The following is a 19,280-nucleotide window of genomic DNA, read 5'->3' as shown; positions in this document are numbered from 1 at the left end:
AGCGCCCAACCCCTTCGGAGTTCCCATGGAAGCGATGGAGACCCTCACCAAGGCTGACCTCTCCCGGCACCTGATGGAGCGGCTCGAACTCGGGAAGAAGGATGCGGATCTCCTGGTTAACACCTTCCTGGAGAGCATCATCGAGTCCCTCAAGACCGGCGAAGGCGTGGAACTGCGCGGCTTCGGAAGCTTCCGCCTGCGCGACCGGCGGGCCCGCCAGGGCCGGAATCCGCGCAGCGGCGAGAGCATCCAGGTTCCGCCCAAGCGTGTGGTCTATTTCAAGCTCGGCAAGGAGCTTCGCAGCAAGCTGATCGACGAGTAACCCCTCCTACCCACTCCGGAGTCCCCATGCGTTTCCACAAGCTGCTCCTGGCCTTGCTGGCCGTTCTCGCCGTGGCGACCCCGGCCCTTGCCCAGAAGAAATTGTCCAAAGAGGAGAAGGCGAAGCTCCCGCGCATCGCCATCCTGGAATTCAAGGCCGCGCCAGATGCCTGGCATGGCTGGCGCTTCGGCGGCTGGGGCAACCAGATGGGGACCATCTCCAATCAACTCCGGGACCTCTTCACCACCGAGATCATGGAGAAGGGCCGGAACAAGATCCGCGTCATCGAGCGCGAACGGCTCTCCGAAATCCGCGAGGAGCTGAACTTCCAGCAGAGCGGTGAGGTGGATACCGCCACCGTCCAGAAGATTGGCAAGCTGCTCGGCGTGAAGTACGTGATGACCGGCAAGATCACGCGATTCGCGTACAAGGAAGGCGGCTTTGGCACCGGCTGGGGCGTGGGCGCGCTGGTGAGCAAGGTGACGGGCGATGGCATGGCCGGCGCCGTGGCAGGCAGCGTGAACGTGAAGAAAGCCTCCTTCACAGGTCGCCTGGACATCCGCCTCATCGAGGTGGAGACGGGCGAAATCCTGGGGGCCTGGAAAGACGAGGACAAGCTTTCCGACACCAGCGTGAAGGTGGCGGGCACCGGTGCTGAGGTCCAATACGACGAGGAACTGGTGAACAAGGTCTTTGAACCCATCGTCCAGCGCATCACGCCCAAACTTCTCCGCGCCACGGTCGCAGCCAACGAAGACGACTAGCGCCTTATTCTCTTCAATGATTCGCAGGGGGCCTTTCGGGGCCCCTTGCCGCGTCCGGGAACCAGCTGTCCACAGCTTCCCGAATGGTGGCCGCGTAGGCTGGCCCTAGAACCTCGGCGCAATGCAGGTGCCAGGTCGGTACTTCCACCACCCGGATCGAGGCGAAGCGGGTCGCCAGGGCCCGCTGGACCTCTGGAGGCGCCAGCCGGTCCTGGGTGGCGAGGAAGCAGAGACTGGGCGTGGCGAGATGAGAGCCAGCGGTCCGGCGCAGCAGATCCGTGGCCTCAGGATCATAGCCACCCATGTGTCCGGCCGCCCGGCTGGCCAGGGCTCCGATCGGCGCCGCGAGGACATGCCACCACCTGTCCTTGGGACCGCGGACCAGACGCTCGGCGAAGCTCCGGCTGCTGGCGGGGGCACCCTCCCAGATCAGCCCTGCGAGAGGGCCTCTGCCTTCCCGTTCCAGGTCGGCCAGGGCCATCAAACCGATGGAGGCGCCCAGACTCCGGCCCATCAGGAGGATCCGCCGGCGTGGCGTGCCCGAGGTTTCGAGATGGTGGACGATGCGGACCACATCCTGGGACTCGACCACGCCGAAGGTGACAGCGGGTGCCGGACCGCCTTTCCGCAAAGCATCATCCCGCCGGCGGTAGGTGAAGATCATGGCATCGAGGCCAGGGAACCACTTCAGGGCCGGGCTGGTGCCCCAGCGATCATCTCCGAAGCCATGGAGCAGCAAGACCACACCGGGCGAAGGCTTGCGCCTCCGCAGACGCCAGACCTGCAGGCCCTCCACTTCCTCGGGAGACCAGTCACCCCCGGGGTCCCCGTCTCCGCCCGCCGCGAGCTCTCGGTAGGTGGCATCCACCCGCGCCAGGGGCTGTGGATGGTAGAAGGGCGGGTCCACCAGTTCCCGGGCCACCTGCCAGGCCTTCCACCCCATGAATCCCCCTACGGCGAGGAGGGGCAGGGCACAGAGGGAAATCCAGGTCCGACGTTTCACCAGTAGCCCGTGGTGATCAGCACTGTCGCGGAGGGGTCTGCAATCCGGCATTGGCAGCTGAGACGTTGCTCTGGTCCCGCCCCGTGCCGTTCCAGCACTTTGGTTTCATGGGGCCGGGGTGGGGACAGGTGCGTACCCCCCTCGAGGGTCGTGATCATGCACCGGGCGCAGACACCCTGGCCAGAGCAGGCGGAGGCCACTGGCAGGCCGGCGGCCAGACAGCGGTTCATCAGGGATCCCCGCCCGCCAATGATGAGGTCCGCCCGGTGGGTGCGGGCCATCAGCGCCATCGCTACTTGACGAGCGTCGCGGTCACGCCTGCCAGACCTTCGGCGGTGGGCAGGGGATCGGGTTTGCCGTAGAGGACGGCATTCAGCTTCTGGACCAGCGTGATCTGGTAGACCCCATGGTCAGTGCCCATGTCCAACTCACCCAGATCGGGGCTGAACGTCTCGCGTTGGCTGGTGAGGAAGAAGCGGTGCTTGCCGGAAGCCAGGCCTTTCACCACGAGGCTGGTCGCTCCTTTCGGCTGTTGCTGAACGGGGATGCGGGCACCATCGAGGCTCAATTCCACCGGGCCTTGCACCTTGTGGGTGAAGCGGAACACGACGGTTCCAGCCTGGATGGGAGATTTGGGAGTCAGGGGAACCTTGCGGCAACCCAGGAAGGAAATGGCTCCCAGCACCAACAAGGCGGGAACGAGGGGGTGAAGCTTCATGAAACCTCCGGAACCTTGATGATATGCGATCAGCGGCCCGGAGGTCTCAGCGGCGGAGAGCTTCCCCAGGGAAGGTGGCCCAGATGCGCCCCTGCCAAGTCGCCACCTGTGGCTTGCGGGCGATGATGCCCGACAGGGTCCCCAGGCACTCCACCTCCACCCGGCCGCCGGGCCCGTCCTTCATGGATATCGGCCGGATGCGGGTCTTCAAGGTGGCGGCCCAGCTTTCCGGGTACGAATCGACCCCCTTCCGATCGATGCGAAGCATGTAGAGGGTCCCCGTCTTCAGCACGGTAAGATCCAGATCGAAGGGCTGTTCGGATCCAGTGGGGACCAGACGGCCCTGGAATCGGAACGCACCCGGAAGACCGCCCTTGGGTGGGGCCGTGAACAGCGCCTTGAGCTCGAAGCGGTAGGTCCTGGCGCCGATCTTCAATTCCCCACCGCCCGTGGCCTGGGCATCGATGGTTTGGGCCTGGAGCGTGCAGGCGAGGCAGAGGGCGGCCAGGGGGCGGAGGAAGTTCATGCTGACTCCAGGTGGAGGAGCTTCTATTCTGGAGGATTGAACCTGAGAGGTGAACCATGACCCGTGTGCTCTTCCAGACCGACAAGGGCGACATCAACCTGGAGTTGTTCCCGAAGGAAGCCCCGGGCACCGTGGCGAACTTTGTGAAGCTGGTCGGGACTGGCTTCTACGATGGCCTGGCCTTCCACCGGGTCATCCCCGATTTTGTCATCCAGGGTGGCTGCCCCAACACCCGTGCCGGCGCCTCGGGCATGCCCGGCACTGGCGGCCCCGGCTGGAAGATCAAATGCGAGACGGCGGGCAATCCCCACAAGCACAAGCTGGGTGCCCTTTCCATGGCGCATGCCGGCCCAAATACGGGTGGGAGCCAGTTCTTCATTTGCAATGGCAGTGCCCCCAGTCATCTGGATGGCGTGCATACGGTCTTCGGCCAGTGCGTCTCGGATGCCGACATCAAGGTGGTCCAGGCCATCAAGGCCAACGACCGCATCATCAAGGCGACGGTGGTCGAGGCTTAGGCTTCATCTGAACCATGAGAACAGGGCGGCTCGGCCGCCCTGTTCTCATAGGGGGGGAAGGGCATGAATAAGAAGGTCCGCTGCGGCTGGTGTGGCAAGGATCCGCTTTACATCGCCTACCACGATGAGGAGTGGGGCGTCCCTCAGCACGAGGATCGGCGCCTCTTCGAGAAGCTGGTGCTGGAAGGGGCCCAGGCCGGGCTGAGCTGGATCACCATCCTGCGCAAGCGGGAGGCCTACCGGCGGGTCTTCCTCGGGTTCGACCCCGTCCAGGTCGCCGCGATGACCGACGCCGAGTTGGAAGTCGCCCTTCAGGACCCGGGCATCGTGCGCAATCGCCTGAAGGTCTTCTCGGCCCGGAAAAACGCTCGGGCCTTCCTGGCAGTTCAGACGGAATTCGGCAGCTTCGACGCCTTTGTGTGGTCTTTCGTGGGCGGGGCACCGAAAGTGAACCATCCGCGCACCCTGGCGGAGGTTCCGGCCGTGTCCCCGGAGGCCGAGGCCTTGAGCCGGGCGCTCAAGATGCGGGGCTTCACCTTCGTGGGGCCCACGATCATGTACGCGTACCTGCAGTCCCTGGGCCTGGTGGACGACCATGTGGCCACCTGCTGGAAGCGGCAGGGGCCCAAGTCGCGCTAGACTGGAAGGCTCGGAGCCCCTGTGTCCAAGCCCTTCTACGTCACCACGCCCATCTACTACGTCAACGACCGGCCCCACATCGGCCACACCTACACCACGGTGCTGGCGGACGTGATCGCCCGGTTCCACCGCATGCGCGGCGAAGAGGTGTATTTCCTGACGGGTACGGACGAACATGGCCAGAAGGTGGAGAAGGCCGCCGCGGCCCGGGGCATCACGCCGAAGCAGCTGGCGGACGAGGTGGTGGCCAACTACACGGAACTATGGAAGCGCATGGGCATGACCCACTTCCGCTTCATCCGCACCACGGACGAGGACCACAAGGCCCAGGTGCAGCGCCTCTTCAAGCGCCTCCTGGACAAGGGCGACATCTACAAGGCCACCTACAAGGGGCTGTATTCGGTCAGCGACGAAGCCTATGTCACCGAGACCCAGGCCAAGGAACTGCAGGCCCAGGGCCTCGCCCACCAGCTGGTGGAGTTGGAGGAGGAGACCTACTTCTTCCGCCTCAGCGCCTACCAGGACCGCCTCCTGAAGCTGTACGAGGAGCGTCCGGAATTCGTGCAGCCGGACTTCCGCTTCAACGAAGTCAAGCGCTTCGTGGAGGGCGGCCTGCAGGACCTCTCCATCAGCCGCACCAGCATCAGCTGGGGCATCCCAGTCCCCGGCGACGAGAAGCACGTCATCTACGTGTGGTTCGACGCGCTGCTCAACTACCTCACGGGCTGTCCTGCCAACACCTGGCCGCCGGACCTCCAACTCGTGGGCAAGGACATCCTCCGCTTCCATGCGGTCTACTGGCCGGCCTTCCTAATGGCTGCCGGCATGTTCCAGCCCACCACCATCCTGGCCCACGGCTGGTGGCTCATGGGCGAGGACAAGATGTCCAAGAGCAAGGGCAACGTGGTGCGCCCGGACACCCTGCTGCGATTCGGCAACGACGCTCTGCGCTTCTACTTCATGCGCGACATGCAGGTGGGCCACGATCGCGGCTTCAGCTACGAGGGTTTCATGGACCGGCTTAACGCCGACCTGGCGAACGGCCTGGGGAACCTGGCCTCTCGCACTCTCAGCATGATCCAGCGCTACCGCGACGGTGTGGTGCCCATGCCCACGGTGATGGACGAGCTGGACCAGGCGATGGCGGATCAGCTTCTGGCAGTCTTTCCCGAGTATCTGGAGAAGGCCCGCGGCAACGACTTCAATGGCGCCTTGGATGCGTTGTGGACCTATCTGCGGGCCCTGGACGGCTACATTGTCAAGGCCGAGCCCTGGAAGCTGGCCAAGGATCCGGCCAACGACTCCAAACTGAACGCCGTGCTGGCGATTCTCTACCGGGCATTGCGAGCCACGGCCCTGCTCGTGGCGCCGGTGATGCCCGAATTGGCCCAGACCCTGTGGGAATCCCTGGGTCACACCACCCAGGTGGCGGCAACCACCTTCCATGGGTTCGCCCTGGATGGTCCGGCCATCGGCCGTATCGGCGACCCCAAACCCCTGTTCCAGCGCATCGACAAGGAGAAGGAAATGAGCGAATTGGAAGCCGCTGCCGCCCCCGCGGAAACCAAGATCAATCTGGATGTTCCAGAAATTCGGGAGACCGTGGACGCCGACACCTTCTTCAAGGTGGACCTGCGTGTGGGCCGGGTGCTCGAAGCCGAGCGCGTGCCCAAGAGCGACAAGCTCATCAAGATGAAGGTGGATATCGGCCTCGAGCAGCGCACCATCGTGGGCGGCATCGGCAAGGCCTATGAGCCGGCCGACCTGCTCAACCGCTTGGTGGTCGTGGTGGCGAACCTGGCACCTCGTAAGCTCATGGGCATCGAAAGCCACGGCATGCTGCTGGCCGCCAGCGACAACGCCAGCAAACCCTACCTGGTGGCTCCGCCTGACGATGCCCAACCCGGGTTCCTGGTGAAGTGAAGCAACCTGTTTTCAGCTTCGAGGCCGAGCTCCTCACGGATGCGCCCTACGAACACATCGTCGGGCGCCTGCAGCAGGACTCGCCTATCGCCTTCAAGAGCCTGCGCTCGGTGCGGGGCTGGGCCCCTCTGGAGGCTGGCGAGGGTCGCCTGGTGCTGCGCTGGACTCGCACAGTGCCGGGGGCGGTTGAATCCGGAGAACTAATTCTCGCTCCGGACCCCAAGGGCGCTCATCTCCGCCTGGAGGGCCGCATGAAGGGTTGGTCCGCCTTCCTGCTGTTCGGCCTGCTCCGCTGGCGGACCGACCGGTTGCTGGACCGCTTCGTGGAGGAACTGTGACCGCGGTGCTCTGGATGAAGTCGAGCTGCACCACCTGCCGCAACGCCAAGGCGAGACTGGCGGAACTGGGCATCGAGGTGGAGATCCGGGATTACTACCGGAAGCCTTTGGCAACCGTCGAGCTGGAAGGTCTACTGCCCAACGATCCCGCGCCCATGCTCGGGACGAAGAGCCCCAGGTACAAGGAACTTGGCCTGAAGGACCGGAAGCTCACCAAGGCCGAGGCCATCGCCCTCATGATCGAGGACAACAACCTGCTCAAGCGGCCCATCCTCGTGCATCCCAAAGGCGTGATCATTGGATTCGATTCCGTCGCCTATGAGAAGCTGGTCCCCTGAGGGAGGAACCATGCGCTTTTACAGCTGGAACGTGAACGGCTTCCGGTCGGTCCTGAAGAAAGGATTCATGGACTGGCTGGAGGTGGCGGAACCCGATGTGCTCTCCCTCCAGGAGATCCGCTGCGAGTGGGAGGAGGTGGACCTCGCTGTGCGGCGCCAGATCGAAAGCGCTTATGACGTGAGCTGGTTCCCCGCTACGAGCAAGAAGGGGTACGCCGGCTCCGCGACGCTCGCGAAAAAGGACCTCGGATTCACTCATGGCAAGGGTCTAGGCATCGATGGCTATGACGCCGAAGGCCGTATGATTGTTTCGCGGAAGGACAAGCTCGTCTTCATCGCGGGCTACTTTCCCAATGCCTCCCAGGGACTGGTGCGACTGCCCCTCAAGCGCCAATTCGCGAAGGACCTCGCGGCCATCGTCGCAAAGCATCATCAGGCTGGCGACCAGGTGATCCTCACCGGGGACATGAATGTGGCCCCTGAGGAAATCGACCTCGCCCGCCCCAAGGACAACGTCAAGAATCCAGGTTTCACGCCGGAGGAGCGCGAGGACTTCAAGCTCTACCTGGGCGCGGGCCTGGTGGATGTGTTGCGGGAACGCAACCCGGGGGTGCCTGGCCTCTACACCTGGTGGACTGCCCGGGGCGGCGCCCGGGAGCGGAATGTCGGGTGGAGGATCGACCTGTTCCTCGCCAGCCGGACGCTGATGGACCGGGTGAAAGACGCCTGCATCCACGCCGATGTGCTGGGCTCGGATCATTGCCCCATCAGCCTCGAACTCCTTTAGGTGTTTCCCCACGCCAAAAGAAGAGGGCCCCGATCGGGGCCCTCTTCTTTTGGCGCAAGTGCCTACTTGATCCGCTTCAAGGAAGGATCCTTCAGCATCTCCCGGGCGGTCGCAGCATTCTTGCCGGTGGGCGCGAGCTCGATGTACTTTTCGAGGTGCTGCTTGGTGCCCCGCAGGTTGTTCTCGCCGAATTCAACCATGGCTAGAAGGTAGTGGGCCTCGGCGTACTTGGGATCCACTTCCAGGGCCTTCAGGAACTGGGCCTTGGCTTCCTTGGTCTTACCGGCGTTGAATGCCTCGACGCCCTTGTTGTAGATCAAGTCAGGGTTGGGTCCCTGGATGGCCTCCAGCATGGCGGTGTACTTCTGCTCGGCCGCCTTGTCAGCCTTGGCCTTGCTGGTCTCGATCAGACCGGCGATCACCCGCTCGTCCTTCGGGTTCCGCTCCAGAGCCTTCAAGAGGTAGGGCTCGGCGTCCTCTTTCTTGGTCCCCGCCTGGGCGATGCAGATGCCCAGCACCCGCTCGATCTTCAGGAGCTCAGGCGCCAACTCGGCCTTGGCCGCGTCGTCCTTCAGCTTGGTCAGGGCGTCGGTCAGGGTCTTGTAGGCCTTGTCCACCTGGGGCAGGGCCTCCTCGTACTTGCCTTCGTTGTAGAGCGGGATCGCGGCGTTGAAGGCATCACGGCCTTCGGCATCAAGAGCGGCGCCGGGATCCTCTGGAACAGCCTGGGTCCCAGCGGCAGGAGGGGCAGTGCGGGCTTCTGCAGGAGTCAGGAGGGTGACGTTCTTGACCAGGACATCAGCGAGAGGGATCTTGATGGCTTCTTTGTAGTCCACATACCCAGGGGCGGTCACGGTCATCTCGAACTCCTTGGGCTCGAGACCGACTTGGAGGAAGTTCCCGTTCTTGTCGGGAGTCAGGTCCTTGGTCCAGGCCCGATCGGTCCGCTTGAGATTGACCTTGGCACCGGGGATGGGTTTGCCCTCCTTGTTGAGGACCTTTCCGGAGATGCGGCCCGTCTGCTCTGCCTGAACGGAGAGGCAGAGAACCGGAAGCATAAGGGCAGGAACGAGGCGTCGCATGAGTCTTCCTCCAAACCCATTCATCGTTCCACAGGGCTGCGCTAACGCCGAGTGCTTTTCGTCAAAAAGCGACTTGCCGGTCTCCCGTCCCGTTGCGGCGCGGGGCGTTTCGGGTTGGATGCAGGAAAATCCGGCCTGTGGTAGGCTTCCGGGCAGACAAGTCCTGAAAGTGTTCGAGGTAGCCCATGAATCCTGCGGTGCCGGAAGCCTCCTTGACCGCCCTGATGCATCTCTTGGCGGAACAAGCGCTTATGGCCCTAGGCGTGCCACACCCGATGATGAAGGAAGTCCCGCCCGCGAACCCCACCGTGGCGCGATTCTACGTAGACCTGCTTGGCGTGTTGAAAGAGAAGACCGAGGCTTCCCGGGATGAGGCGGAGACGCGCCAGCTTGAAGACATCCTGTACGGCCTCCGGATGCGCTTGATGGATCTCAAGACGGCTGCGGGTATTCCTGGGGACTCCAAGTCATGAGCCTCAGAAGGATGGCCATCGGATTCATCCAGGTCTTGCGCGCTGTCGTTCTGGCGGGGTTCGCGGGTCATTCGGGCCTGCAGGCCGCGCCCACGCAGGAAACGCCCAAGCCTGTTGCAACATCTTTGGGCCCAGCGTCAGCGCCTGCCATTGCGCTCAGCCATCGGGCGAACCATCTGTTCGAGGCCATCTTGAAAGGCAACCCCGAAGCTGTGCGGGCGGTCCAGGTGGAAGTTGAAGCGCTGCAACGTACCTACTCCACCATGGACGTCACGCCGCTGGTGGAGGCTGCGGCCATCTGGGCCCGGCAGCAGGGGTTGGCCGGCCATCCGGCGTTGGGGTTGGAGGCGCTCCAGGCCGTGGATCGATGGGCTCCCGACCACCCCACTCTGCTCGGCAGTCGGATCGCGCTGATGCGGCAGCAGGGGCTGCGAGGATGGCTATGGAGTTTCCCCGACCTGCTCCGGCTCACGCGCCTGCGCATAGAACAGCCCGCCCAGCGCTGGCTCTGGCTGTTACAGCACCTGGGGATGCTGCGGCTGAGCGCCACCCTGTTGCTCTGGGGCTGGGCCCTCACCATGGGGTTGCGCTACCGCCATGTCCTCCGCCATCTCTGGGAGGAACCACTTCAGCACAAGGGCATTGCTCCGGCGCTCGCCGCACTGATTGGGGCCGTGATTCTGGCCGGACCGGTGCTTCTGGGACTGGACCCCTTGGTGGCGGCTCTGCTCTGGCTGATCCTGCTGGCCCCTTTCCTCCTGCCTTCCGAGGTGAGGATCACGGCCTTCATCATGTTGTTCCAGCTGATCCATCCCATCCTGGCCGTCATGGAGCCCCTGGCAGCCCGGGAGCCCGGGCCCAGCATCCAGATCCTCCAGCTCCAGCCCCAAGTTCAGCCTGTCCCAGCGGCCGCGTTGCGGCTGCTGCCCCCCAGTGACCAGGCCTTCCTCAAGGGGTGGGAACAACTACAGAATCAGCAATGGAAAGAGGCCGAAGATACCTTCGCGGCTTTGGTGGGCCGTCACCCGGATCAGGCCGAGGTGCTGAACAACCTCGGTGTCGCACGGTACCAGTTAGGCGATATCGCCGCGGCCGAGCGTGCCTTCCAGGATGCCCAGCGGGCGGGACCGAGGATGGAAGTCCTTCTCAACCAGAGCATCCTCGCGTTCAATCGGCTCGACACGGCTCTGGGAGCCGCCAAACAGGACGAGGCCCAGGCGGCTGCCCCCGAAGCCTATGCTCGTCTGATCGCCCTGAACGATGCCCGGAAGGACGTGCGTACCTACCCCACGCCCCTTCCTGACACCCCGCTCCGGGCAGAAGCTCTCGCAGATGCCGCCGCGAGGCACAAGGAGGAACGGCTGCCCTTCTCTGAACCCGCCTTCCTGGTGGCTCTTCTGCTACCCCTCCTGGGCATTTCGGTCTTCCTCCTGAGAGTCCGAAGGAGCCTGCGGCTGGCCCACCCGGGCCAGTGCATCCGCTGTGGTGAGCCCTATCACACCACCGATAGCCCCGATCCCGAGGTGTGCTCTAAGTGCCATCACCTCTTCGTGCTGAGGGACGGGCTCCACACGGAAAGCCGACGGAAGAAGCTCGACGAGGTCGCAGAACATCAGCGGACCACTCGATGGATCCACAAGACCTTGATCGTCCTATTGCCGGGATGCGATCTGGCCTTCCTGGGGGAGACGCGGGAGGCTCTGATGGAGTTCCTCCCCTTCACTCTCGCGGTGGGCATGGTCCTCGCCACCAGCCGATCTGTGCGGTACCCAGGCGAGATTCTTCCGGACCCCACCTCCACGTGGCTCGCACTCGGAGCACTCCTGGTGGGCCTGCTCTACCTCCGTTCGTGGCTGAAGCTTGTTCTGAGGAGGGCCTGAGATGGCGCTGGAAGGATCCCTCAGGGACTTCGACCTCTTCTCCCTGTTCAACATGATCAAGATCCAGGGGAAGAACGGCACCCTGGTGCTCTCCCAGGGGCAGGAGTTCGTCAAAGTCTTCTTCGAGAACGGCGAGATTGTCGGTTGCGACTCCAACCAGGTCCGCATGGAGGATCGTCTGGGCACCATGCTGGTGCGCCTGGGCAGGCTCACCGGCGAGGAACTGCTGAGCATGGTCCAAATGCAGCGGCAGACCCTCAAGCGCATGGGGACGCTCCTGCTGGAGAGTGGCAAAGTCACAGCCGCCGATTTGCAGGACGCCCTCTTCAGCCAGGCTACCGCCATCCTCCACCGCTCGTTCCGGTGGGTGGAGGGGGACTATCGTTTCGATTCCTTCCTCCCGACCGACCTGGACCGGGAACACTTTGTCCCCATCCCCGTGGACACGATCCTGATGGAGGCCGCCCGCATCCAGGACGAGTGGCCTGAAGTGGAACGTCGCCTGCCGGGCCTAGACACCGCGCTGGGCCGATCTCCCAAGGCCCAGGCTCTGCGCCTGGACATTGATCGTGACGTTTCCTCGGTGCTCGACGGCAGGGGCCAGGTGCATGGTTCCTCGGGGCTCACCCATGAGCAGGAGATGGTTCTCTCCTACTTCGACCACCCCCAGAGTGCCAGGGAGGTCATCCAGGTCAGCCGCTACGAGGAGCTGGATACCTGCAAGGCAGTGGCCGATCTCCTGGCGGCCGGTCTCCTGGAGCCTCATTCAGGTGGTACGCAGGTCAAGGTGACCCGCCCATGGGTGGAGGGCCATCCTGACCTGGCGCCGGAAACCTGGGAGCCGAGCCCGCTGTTGTGGCCTCTGGTCCTGCTGGGGTTCGTGATTCCACTGGTGTTGTATGTACCCCACGAGCGCGGCTCCATGAACCTGGGCCTGGCCAGCCTCCAGCCCGTGGATGTCCAGGTGGTGCCCGAAGGTCCGACCCTGCTCCGGCACGAATGGGCGCTCCGCATGGCGGCCCCGAAAGATGGCGGCGTGGCACTCGCGAAGCGGCTTGGAAGCACGCTGGACGGGAAGAATCCGGTTCCCGATCTGACCAGTCTTCCCGACCCCATGGCCCCGGCCAAGGCTCCCGAGCCGGACCCGCGGCCCAAGCGATAAGGATTCCCGATGTTCGTGCACCAGCGCCAGGGTTCCCTGGAGGTGATTTGCGGTCCCATGTTCTCGGGCAAGTCCGAGGAACTGATCCGGCGCATCAAGCGGGCCATCATCGCCAAGCAGAAGGTCCAGGTCTTCAAACCCGCCCTGGACGACCGCTACGACGTTTCCGCCATTGCCAGCCACAGCCAGCGCAAGCATGACGCCGTCCCCGTGAAGGACAGCGTCGAACTGGCCCGGCACCTGGATCCCGAAGCCCAGGTGATCGCCCTGGATGAGGTCCAGTTCATGGATGAAGGTCTCATCCCCATCATCGAAGATCTGGCCAACCGGGGCGTGCGGATCATCGCCGGCGGCCTGGACCAGGACTCCAATGGCGAGCCCTTCGGCATCATGCCCATCCTGCTGGCAAAGGCGGAATATGTGACCAAGCTTCAGGCCATCTGCATGGTGTGTGGCGCTCTGGCGGGGCGGACCCAGCGCATGGTGCAGACCGGCGGCCAGGTGCTGGTGGGCGCCGCCGAGGCCTACGAGGCCCGCTGCCGCCACTGCCACGAAACCCCTCATGCCACCGGGGGCAGGCTCTTGGAGGACCCGGCCCAGGGTGCCTGATTTTCCACTTCGTCAAGGAGATTGCCCTCCACGACACGGATCTGGGCGTCGCCGCGCGTTGGAACGTCCGTCAGCTTTGGACAGGGCGGTAGACTGGCCCCGGCGCGCTGCTGCAGCGCCGTTTCCGTTCCATCGCCCGAGGCTTCAGGGCATTCCAGGAGTTCCCCATGGCCGGCGCCTACGCCACCTTCACCCACATCACCGACTACATGGGCTTCGAGGGCCTGCTCACCGAAGAAGAACGGATGATCCGCGAAACCGCGCGGAAGTTCGTCAACGCTGAAGTGCTGCCCATCATCGAGAAGCACGCCCAGGACCAGACCTTCCCCAAGCACCTCATCCCCAAGATGGGCGAGCTGGGCTTCTACGGCCCTTCGCTGCCCGAGGAATACGGCTGCATGGGCGTGTCCAACGTCGCCTACGGCCTGCTGATGTATGAGCTCGAGCGTGGTGACTCCGGCCTCCGCTCCTTCGCCTCCGTGCAGGGCAGCCTCGTCATGTGGCCCATCTACACCTACGGCAGTGAGGAACAGAGGCGGCACTGGCTGCCCAAGCTGGCCACCGGCGAGAAGATCGGCTGCTTCGGCCTCACGGAGCCCGACTTCGGCTCCAACCCCGGTGGCATGCTCACCAAGGCCGTGCGGGAACCCGGCGGCAAGTGGCGCATCAACGGCACCAAGATGTGGATCACCAATGGCACCGTGGCCGATGTGGCCGTGGTGTGGGCCCAGACTGAGGACGGCATCCGCGGCTTCCTCGTGGAGAAGGGCACCCCCGGGTTCAGCGCCCCCGAGATGAAGGGCAAGTGGAGCCTGCGTGCCTCCACCACTTCCGAGCTGGTGCTGGAAGACGTCATCGTCGACGAGGCCACGTCCCTGCTGCCCAACGTGAAGGGCTTGAAGGGCCCCCTGGGCTGCCTCACCCAGGCCCGCTACGGGATCGCCTGGGGCGCCTTGGGCGCCGCGGACGCCTGCTACCAGTGCGCCCTGGACTACGCGAAGACCCGGATCCAGTTCGACAAGCCCATCGCCAGCTACCAGCTCCAGCAGGAGAAGCTGGCCTGGATGGTCACGGAGATCACCAAGGGCCAGTTGCTGGTGCACCAGCTGGGCCGCCTGAAGGACGCCAAAACCTACACCACCGCCCAGGTCTCCATGGCCAAGATGAACAACGTGAACATCGCCCTCGAAGTCTGCCGCAAGGCCCGCACCATCCTGGGCGCCAACGGCATCCTCGACGAGTACCCCGTCATGCGCCACATGGCCAACCTCGAGAGTGTCTACACCTACGAGGGTACGCACGATATGCACACCCTCATCATCGGCCAGGAAGTGACTGGGATTCCTGCTTATCGCTAGTCGCCCTTCCCACCCATGAAAAACGGGCCGCATGGCCCGTTTTTCATGGCATAGAATGCCCCATGCCCAAACCCTTCCGCATCCTCTCCATCGATGGCGGAGGTGTCCGCGGTCTGATCCCGGCTCTGGTGCTGGGAGAGTTGGAGCGGCAAACCGGCCGTCCCATTTCCGACTGCTTCGATCTGATCACAGGCACCAGCACAGGAGGCATCCTGGCGTTGGGGCTGGCGATGCCAGGGGACGGGGGTCGACCCCGCTACTCAGCGCAGGACCTAGCTGGTCTCTACGTGAAGGAAGGTGGGCGGATCTTCGATGAAAGCCTTTGGCGGCGCCTCACGAATCCCATGGGCCTGCGGGCAGCGAAGTATCCGAGCGATGGCATCGAAGGGGTGCTCGCGCAGTATTTTGGGGAGTCGCGCCTGAAGGAGGCGCTCGTGGAAGTGTTGGTGACGGCCTACGACCTCGAGAAGCGGGACGCGTTCTTCTACCGTCGCCGCCGGGCGCGAGAGGACGCCCGCTATGACGTGCCCATGCGCGTGGCGGCCCGGGCCACCAGTGCCGCGCCCACCTACTTCGAGCCCCTGCTGGTGTCCTGGCCAGGCGATCGTGATGTGCTCGTGGATGGCGGCGTCTTTGCCAACAACCCCGCCATGTGCGCCTACGCCGAAGGCTGGCAGGCCCTGGCCAAAGCAGGCCGGAGCAGGGACGGCATCCTGCTGGTATCCCTCGGTACGGGCCTCTACGCCCGACCCTACCGGTACGAGGACGCGAAAGGATGGGGCGTGGCCGGGTGGGCCCGACCCGTGCTGGATGTGATCTTCGATGGCGTCGCCGACACCGTGGACTACCAGCTGCGTCAGCTGCTGCCTCCAGCCGCAGACGGTGTTCCCCGCTACCTGCGCTTCCAGGCTGATCTCGACGCCGGCCTCAGCGAGATGGATGACACCAGCCCGGAACACCTGGAGGGTCTGCACCGCGCAGCCGAGTCCATCCTCCAGCGCCAAGCCACCGATATGGCCGCCCTCGTCAGGCAACTTGCAGGCTAGGGTCTGTTTTCAAAGTGGGGTGTGGCCGCGCAAGGGGCGCCGCCCAAGCGAGGCCAGGAAAGCGACGAAGGCGATTGCGGCACTATCGACGAGGAGCTTGACGCCGCATCGCGCCGGGCGCCGCCCCTTGCCTTTCGGGACGTCGCCCAGCCGCACCCCTGGCTGCGTTGGCGACCTCGAACGATGTCCCGCATCGCCCTTCGGCCGCCGCCTGGCCATGCGCGCGGCTGGACGGCGTCGCGGCTCGCATCCACTTTGAGAACAGACCCTAGTGTGTCTTCTCGGTCCGCACGACAAGCACGTCGCAGGGTGCCAACCGCACCACACGGGCGGCGGTGCTGCCGAAGAGGAGGCGTTCCAGGGTGGAATGGCCGACCTGGGCCACCACCAGCAGCGTCTTCGGGTCCGCTTCCGAGATCAGTTCCTCCGCAGGGCCGCCCCACTTCACGATGACCTCTGAACCTCCGTAGGGTTTGACCCAGGCTTCCAGCTGCTCCCGGGCATGGTCCTCCATGCTCTTCAGCCAAGCCGGGTCGGGCAGGGCGATCTGCGCCTCAGGCAACATGGGCGCGGGCGGCTGGAGGACGTGCATGGCGACCAGGGGCACTCCGCAGCGGGCTGCCCAGTTCCCGGCACGCTCCAGGGCCTGCTTCGAGGCTTCGGAGAAGTCCACACCCACCAGCACCCGTGTGATCACGGCGACCTCCGTCGGATGCCCCAAAGATACGTCCAGGTCATCGATCAGTGCCGGTTTTTTTCAGGGGGGACTTGAAATACGAGTTTAAACACGTAAAATGCTTCCAGGAGGCGCCATGATCACGCTGCGACCTGCCGGGGCCCGGGGCCACTTCGATTTCGGATGGCTGGACACCCGCCACACCTTTTCCTTCGGGGAGTACTTCGATCCCGACCATCAGCAGTTCCACGCCTTGCGAGTCATCAACGAAGACCGGGTGCAAGCAGGCAAGGGTTTCGGAACCCACGGCCACAGGGACATGGAGATCCTCACCTGGGTGCTGTCAGGGGCCCTGGAACACCGTGACAGCCTGGGCACGCACGGGGTCATCCGCCCCGGCGAAGCCCAGGTCATGAGTGCCGGCACCGGCATCCGCCACAGCGAGTTCAATGCTTCAGCCGCGGAGCCGGTGCATTTTCTCCAGATCTGGATTCTGCCAGGCCGGCAGGGGCTGACCCCCCGATACGACCAGGTGGCATTTCCCGAAATCGAGCTGCACAACCAGCTGCGTCTCATCGCCAGCCCTGATGGTGCCGAAGGCTCCGTGAAGCTTTTCCAGGACGTGAAGGTGTTCGCAGCCCGCCTGGAGGCGGGGCGAGAAGCGAAGGCCGTGATCCCAACCGGGCGCGCCGGCTTCGTCCACGTGGCCAAGGGTTCCGTGACGCTCAATGGCACGACCATGAACGCGGGGGATTCTGCCCGCATGGAAGGGGAACCGGCCCTCACCGTGGTGGCTGGTTCGCCTTCGGAAATCCTGTTCTTTGATCTCGCCTAAGGAGGTCCCATGTCCTTCAAACCTGTCTCCCTCGTCGTGCCAGGCCTCCCCACGGAGGATGGCAACCGGGTGCCCCTCACGCGCCTGGTGCCTGGCCAGGGGCATCGGGGCGCCGATGCCTTCCGCGCCATGGACCCCTTCCTGCTCATGGACCACTTCGGCCCCATGGTGCTGCCACCGGGCACGGACGCGGGCTTCCCGCCCCACCCCCACCGCGGCTTCCAGACCCTCACCTACCTCATCCAGGGCGCCTTCCGGCACCGGGACAGCACCGGTGGGTCCGGCCTTCTGCGACCTGGCGGCGCCCAGCTCATGAACGCGGGGGCAGGCATCGTCCATGAGGAGATGCCGGTGCCAGAGCATCTCGAGACCGGCGGTCCCATCGAGGGCGTGCAGCTCTGGATCAACCTGCCCAAGGCCCTGAAGGGCTCGACTCCCGGCTATACCGATCTGCAGCCAGAAGCCATGCCTTGGAAGCCCCTCCCCGGCGGCCGCATGCGCGTGCTGGCGGGCACCTGGGCGGGCGTGACCGGTCCTGCCCAGACCCCCGCGAAGATCGCCTATGCCCACCTCGAACTGGAGACCGGCGCGCGGTTCCAGCACAGCATTCCGGCCGGGTGGATCGCCGCGGCGGTACCGCTGCACGGAGACATCCGCATCGAAGGCACGGAAGTGTCGGCGAACTCGGTGGCATTGCTGGGCGACGGGGACGACTTGGCCCTGGAAGCCACCTCGCCCGTCAGCCTCATGCTGCTGGCCGGGGAGCCCATCCGGGAGCCCATCGCCCACTACGGCCCCTTCGTGATGAATACCCGCGAAGAGATCGAACAGGCCATCACGGACTACCAGGCGGGACGCATGGGCCATCTGGAGTGATCAGATCGGCTTTGCTTCCAGCTTCCGGCCCAGGGTGAACTTCCCCTGGGCCAGTTTGTGGATGGCCCGGGCCAGGGCTTCGCGGCTGCTAGACAGCTCGGCGCTCCAGGCATCCAGAGGCACCTCGCCACCTTCGGGATGGGCTTCGACCCAGGCCCCCCACAGGCCGGCAAGCGCCGTGGCATCGGGTTCCTGGTGGTCACGCCAGTTCCGTTCCTGGGGGCGTTTCGGTTCGTAAAAGGATGTTCCCTTGAGCTTGTCAGGGAGGAAAGTCTGCTCGCGGTCGTAGTCGTCGTGGGAGTAGTGGTAACCCGCACCACGGCCGGCCTTCCGGGCCGTGGCGGTGTGGGCGTCACGGATGGCCTCGGGGATGGGGGCGTCATCGGCCGCCAGGGCCGCATCCACGGCCAGGACGGTGGCGTTGCTCTTGGCAGCGTTGGCCACGTAGATCACGGCCTGGGCCAGGGGGATGCGGGCCTCAGGCCAGCCAATCTGTTCCACGGCCCGGCTGGCGGCTTCGCAGAGAAGGAAGGCCTGGGGATCGGCATTGCCCACGTCCTCGGCGGCGCAGACCATGAGGCGCCGGGCGATGAAGCGGGGATCCTCGCCGCCACGGATCATGCGGCTCAGGTAGTAGAGGGCGGCATCCGCGTCGGACCCCCGCAGGCTTTTCTGGAAGGCGCTGGCCAAGTCGTAGTGGCCGTCGGCGCGGTCGAACATCATGCGGCCACCCAGGGCGCCCTGCAGGGATTCCAGATCCGGATCCGGCATCTCCATCCAGGTCTCCAAGCCCGACAGCGCCGAGCGCAGATCGCCACCGGCCCAGTGGGAGAGCCACTCAAAGACTTCGGCGGGCTCCGGCTGCCTGGGCCGCTCCTTGGCCCAGGCCCGCTTGAGCACCTGCTGGATGTGGACGGGCTCCAGGGCCTTGAGGGCGATGAGCTGGCAGCGGCTGCGCAGCGCCGGATTTAAGTAGAAGGCCGGGTTCTCCGTGGTGGCGCCGATGAGGATGGCCTCGCCGCGCTCCAGGAAGGGCAGCAGGATGTCCTGCTGGGCCCGGTTGAAGCGGTGGATCTCGTCCAGGAACACCACGGGCGGCACGGTGCGGAACAGGGGCATCTCGCGGCTGTCCGCCAGGAACTTCTTCAGCTCCGCCGCGCTGCCGCTGGCTCCCGAAAACTCCATGAACCCATGGCCCGTGGCCTCGGCCAGGATGCGGGCCAGGGTGGTCTTGCCGGTGCCCGGCGGGCCCCACATCACCATGGATGGAAGTCGCCCCCCTGCGGTCAGCCGCGTCAGGGCGCCTCGGGGGCCCAGCAGATGGCCCTGGCCCACCACCTCGTCGAGGGTGGTGGGGCGGAGGCGTTCGGGCAGGGGGATGTGGGACATGGCAGCGACCGTTCCAGC

The 19,280-nt window shown here is 64.9% G+C and carries 23 protein-coding genes; 16 read left to right on the top strand and 7 right to left on the bottom strand.

Annotated elements, in window-relative coordinates; genetic code table 11:
* Positions 1–25 precede the first annotated feature (25 nt).
* Both NOV74_RS03175 and NOV74_RS03170 read left to right on the top strand, forming a co-directional pair.
* Positions 26–322: an HU family DNA-binding protein gene (locus tag NOV74_RS03175; RefSeq protein ID WP_026853675.1), complete on the top strand. Its 297-nt coding sequence runs from the start codon at positions 26–28 to the stop codon at positions 320–322.
* A 26-nt stretch (positions 323–348) separates the two neighbouring features.
* Entirely contained in the window at positions 349–1,086 is a 738-nt protein-coding gene (locus tag NOV74_RS03170; protein WP_257309189.1) for a CsgG/HfaB family protein, read from the top strand.
* A 13-nt stretch (positions 1,087–1,099) separates the two neighbouring features.
* On the opposite strand, the gene NOV74_RS03165 is transcribed toward NOV74_RS03170, so the two are convergent.
* The 4 genes from NOV74_RS03165 to NOV74_RS03150 are packed head-to-tail and all read right to left on the bottom strand — an operon-like array spanning position 1,100 to position 3,333.
* Positions 1,100–2,029, bottom strand: coding sequence for an alpha/beta hydrolase (locus tag NOV74_RS03165; protein ID WP_257309187.1), 930 nt, complete (start codon positions 2,027–2,029; stop codon positions 1,100–1,102).
* 56 nt (positions 2,030–2,085) lie between these two features.
* Positions 2,086–2,370 (bottom strand): 2Fe-2S iron-sulfur cluster-binding protein, encoded by a 285-nt coding sequence (locus NOV74_RS03160; RefSeq protein WP_257309185.1) that lies wholly within the window; start codon positions 2,368–2,370, stop codon positions 2,086–2,088.
* An 11-nt stretch (positions 2,371–2,381) separates the two neighbouring features.
* Entirely contained in the window at positions 2,382–2,807 is a 426-nt protein-coding gene (locus tag NOV74_RS03155; RefSeq protein ID WP_257309183.1) for a hypothetical protein, read from the bottom strand.
* Positions 2,808–2,853: 46 nt separating this feature from the next.
* Positions 2,854–3,333, bottom strand: coding sequence for a hypothetical protein (locus NOV74_RS03150; RefSeq protein WP_257309181.1), 480 nt, complete (start codon positions 3,331–3,333; stop codon positions 2,854–2,856).
* Between the two features lie 56 nt (positions 3,334–3,389).
* On the opposite strand from NOV74_RS03150, the gene NOV74_RS03145 reads away from it, so the two are divergent.
* The 6 genes from NOV74_RS03145 to NOV74_RS03120 all read left to right on the top strand — a co-directional run bounded on the left by NOV74_RS03145 (position 3,390) and on the right by NOV74_RS03120 (position 7,876).
* Entirely contained in the window at positions 3,390–3,851 is a 462-nt protein-coding gene (locus tag NOV74_RS03145; protein ID WP_257309179.1) for a peptidylprolyl isomerase, read from the top strand.
* 63 nt (positions 3,852–3,914) lie between these two features.
* Positions 3,915–4,490, top strand: coding sequence for a DNA-3-methyladenine glycosylase I (locus NOV74_RS03140; protein ID WP_257309177.1), 576 nt, complete (start codon positions 3,915–3,917; stop codon positions 4,488–4,490).
* A 21-nt stretch (positions 4,491–4,511) separates the two neighbouring features.
* Positions 4,512–6,413, top strand: a complete 1,902-nt coding sequence (metG, locus tag NOV74_RS03135) for a methionine--tRNA ligase (protein ID WP_257309175.1) — start codon at positions 4,512–4,514, stop codon at positions 6,411–6,413.
* A complete protein-coding gene (locus NOV74_RS03130) occupies positions 6,410–6,751 on the top strand; it encodes a hypothetical protein (RefSeq protein ID WP_257309173.1) in 342 nt (113 codons plus the stop codon). Before metG ends, NOV74_RS03130 begins: the two co-directional genes overlap by 4 nt.
* On the top strand, positions 6,748–7,089 hold the full coding sequence (locus tag NOV74_RS03125) for an arsenate reductase family protein (RefSeq protein WP_257309172.1): 342 nt from the start codon (positions 6,748–6,750) through the stop codon (positions 7,087–7,089). Before NOV74_RS03130 ends, NOV74_RS03125 begins: the two co-directional genes overlap by 4 nt.
* A 10-nt stretch (positions 7,090–7,099) precedes the next feature.
* Positions 7,100–7,876 carry an exodeoxyribonuclease III gene (locus NOV74_RS03120; RefSeq protein ID WP_257309169.1) on the top strand — a complete coding sequence of 259 codons (777 nt, stop codon included), beginning with the start codon at positions 7,100–7,102 and terminating at the stop codon, positions 7,874–7,876.
* Between the two features lie 62 nt (positions 7,877–7,938).
* Here the strand turns inward: NOV74_RS03120 and NOV74_RS03115 are convergent, their stop codons facing one another.
* On the bottom strand, positions 7,939–8,958 hold the full coding sequence (locus tag NOV74_RS03115) for a carboxypeptidase regulatory-like domain-containing protein (RefSeq protein WP_257309168.1): 1,020 nt from the start codon (positions 8,956–8,958) through the stop codon (positions 7,939–7,941).
* A 185-nt stretch (positions 8,959–9,143) separates the two neighbouring features.
* Here NOV74_RS03115 and NOV74_RS03110 point away from each other — a divergent pair, with 185 nt between their 5' ends.
* From NOV74_RS03110 to NOV74_RS03085, 6 genes are all read left to right on the top strand, one after another.
* Positions 9,144–9,431 carry a DUF1844 domain-containing protein gene (locus NOV74_RS03110; RefSeq protein WP_257309166.1) on the top strand — a complete coding sequence of 96 codons (288 nt, stop codon included), beginning with the start codon at positions 9,144–9,146 and terminating at the stop codon, positions 9,429–9,431.
* 191 nt (positions 9,432–9,622) lie between these two features.
* Entirely contained in the window at positions 9,623–11,311 is a 1,689-nt protein-coding gene (locus NOV74_RS03105; RefSeq protein ID WP_257309164.1) for a tetratricopeptide repeat protein, read from the top strand.
* Position 11,312: 1 nt separating this feature from the next.
* Positions 11,313–12,473 carry a DUF4388 domain-containing protein gene (locus NOV74_RS03100; RefSeq protein ID WP_257309162.1) on the top strand — a complete coding sequence of 387 codons (1,161 nt, stop codon included), beginning with the start codon at positions 11,313–11,315 and terminating at the stop codon, positions 12,471–12,473.
* 9 nt (positions 12,474–12,482) lie between these two features.
* Positions 12,483–13,082 carry a thymidine kinase gene (locus tag NOV74_RS03095; protein WP_257309159.1) on the top strand — a complete coding sequence of 200 codons (600 nt, stop codon included), beginning with the start codon at positions 12,483–12,485 and terminating at the stop codon, positions 13,080–13,082.
* A gap of 167 nt (positions 13,083–13,249) precedes the next feature.
* Positions 13,250–14,440 (top strand): acyl-CoA dehydrogenase family protein, encoded by a 1,191-nt coding sequence (locus NOV74_RS03090; RefSeq protein ID WP_257309158.1) that lies wholly within the window; start codon positions 13,250–13,252, stop codon positions 14,438–14,440.
* A gap of 62 nt (positions 14,441–14,502) precedes the next feature.
* Positions 14,503–15,486, top strand: a complete 984-nt coding sequence (locus NOV74_RS03085) for a patatin-like phospholipase family protein (RefSeq protein ID WP_257309156.1) — start codon at positions 14,503–14,505, stop codon at positions 15,484–15,486.
* Positions 15,487–15,754: 268 nt separating this feature from the next.
* Here NOV74_RS03085 and NOV74_RS03080 read toward each other — a convergent pair whose 3' ends face one another.
* Positions 15,755–16,183 carry a universal stress protein gene (locus NOV74_RS03080; RefSeq protein ID WP_257309154.1) on the bottom strand — a complete coding sequence of 143 codons (429 nt, stop codon included), beginning with the start codon at positions 16,181–16,183 and terminating at the stop codon, positions 15,755–15,757.
* A 115-nt stretch (positions 16,184–16,298) separates the two neighbouring features.
* Here NOV74_RS03080 and NOV74_RS03075 point away from each other — a divergent pair, with 115 nt between their 5' ends.
* Entirely contained in the window at positions 16,299–16,997 is a 699-nt protein-coding gene (locus NOV74_RS03075; protein WP_257309152.1) for a pirin family protein, read from the top strand.
* A gap of 9 nt (positions 16,998–17,006) precedes the next feature.
* Positions 17,007–17,873: a pirin family protein gene (locus NOV74_RS03070; RefSeq protein ID WP_257309150.1), complete on the top strand. Its 867-nt coding sequence runs from the start codon at positions 17,007–17,009 to the stop codon at positions 17,871–17,873.
* Here the strand turns inward: NOV74_RS03070 and NOV74_RS03065 are convergent, their stop codons facing one another.
* Positions 17,874–19,262 carry a replication-associated recombination protein A gene (locus NOV74_RS03065; RefSeq protein WP_257309148.1) on the bottom strand — a complete coding sequence of 463 codons (1,389 nt, stop codon included), beginning with the start codon at positions 19,260–19,262 and terminating at the stop codon, positions 17,874–17,876. It abuts the gene before it with no gap.
* Positions 19,263–19,280 lie beyond the last annotated feature (18 nt).

Source organism: Geothrix fuzhouensis (genome assembly GCF_024609325.1).
Taxonomy (GTDB): domain Bacteria; phylum Acidobacteriota; class Holophagae; order Holophagales; family Holophagaceae; genus Geothrix; species Geothrix fuzhouensis.
This window is presented reverse-complemented; position numbering and strand designations above follow the sequence as displayed.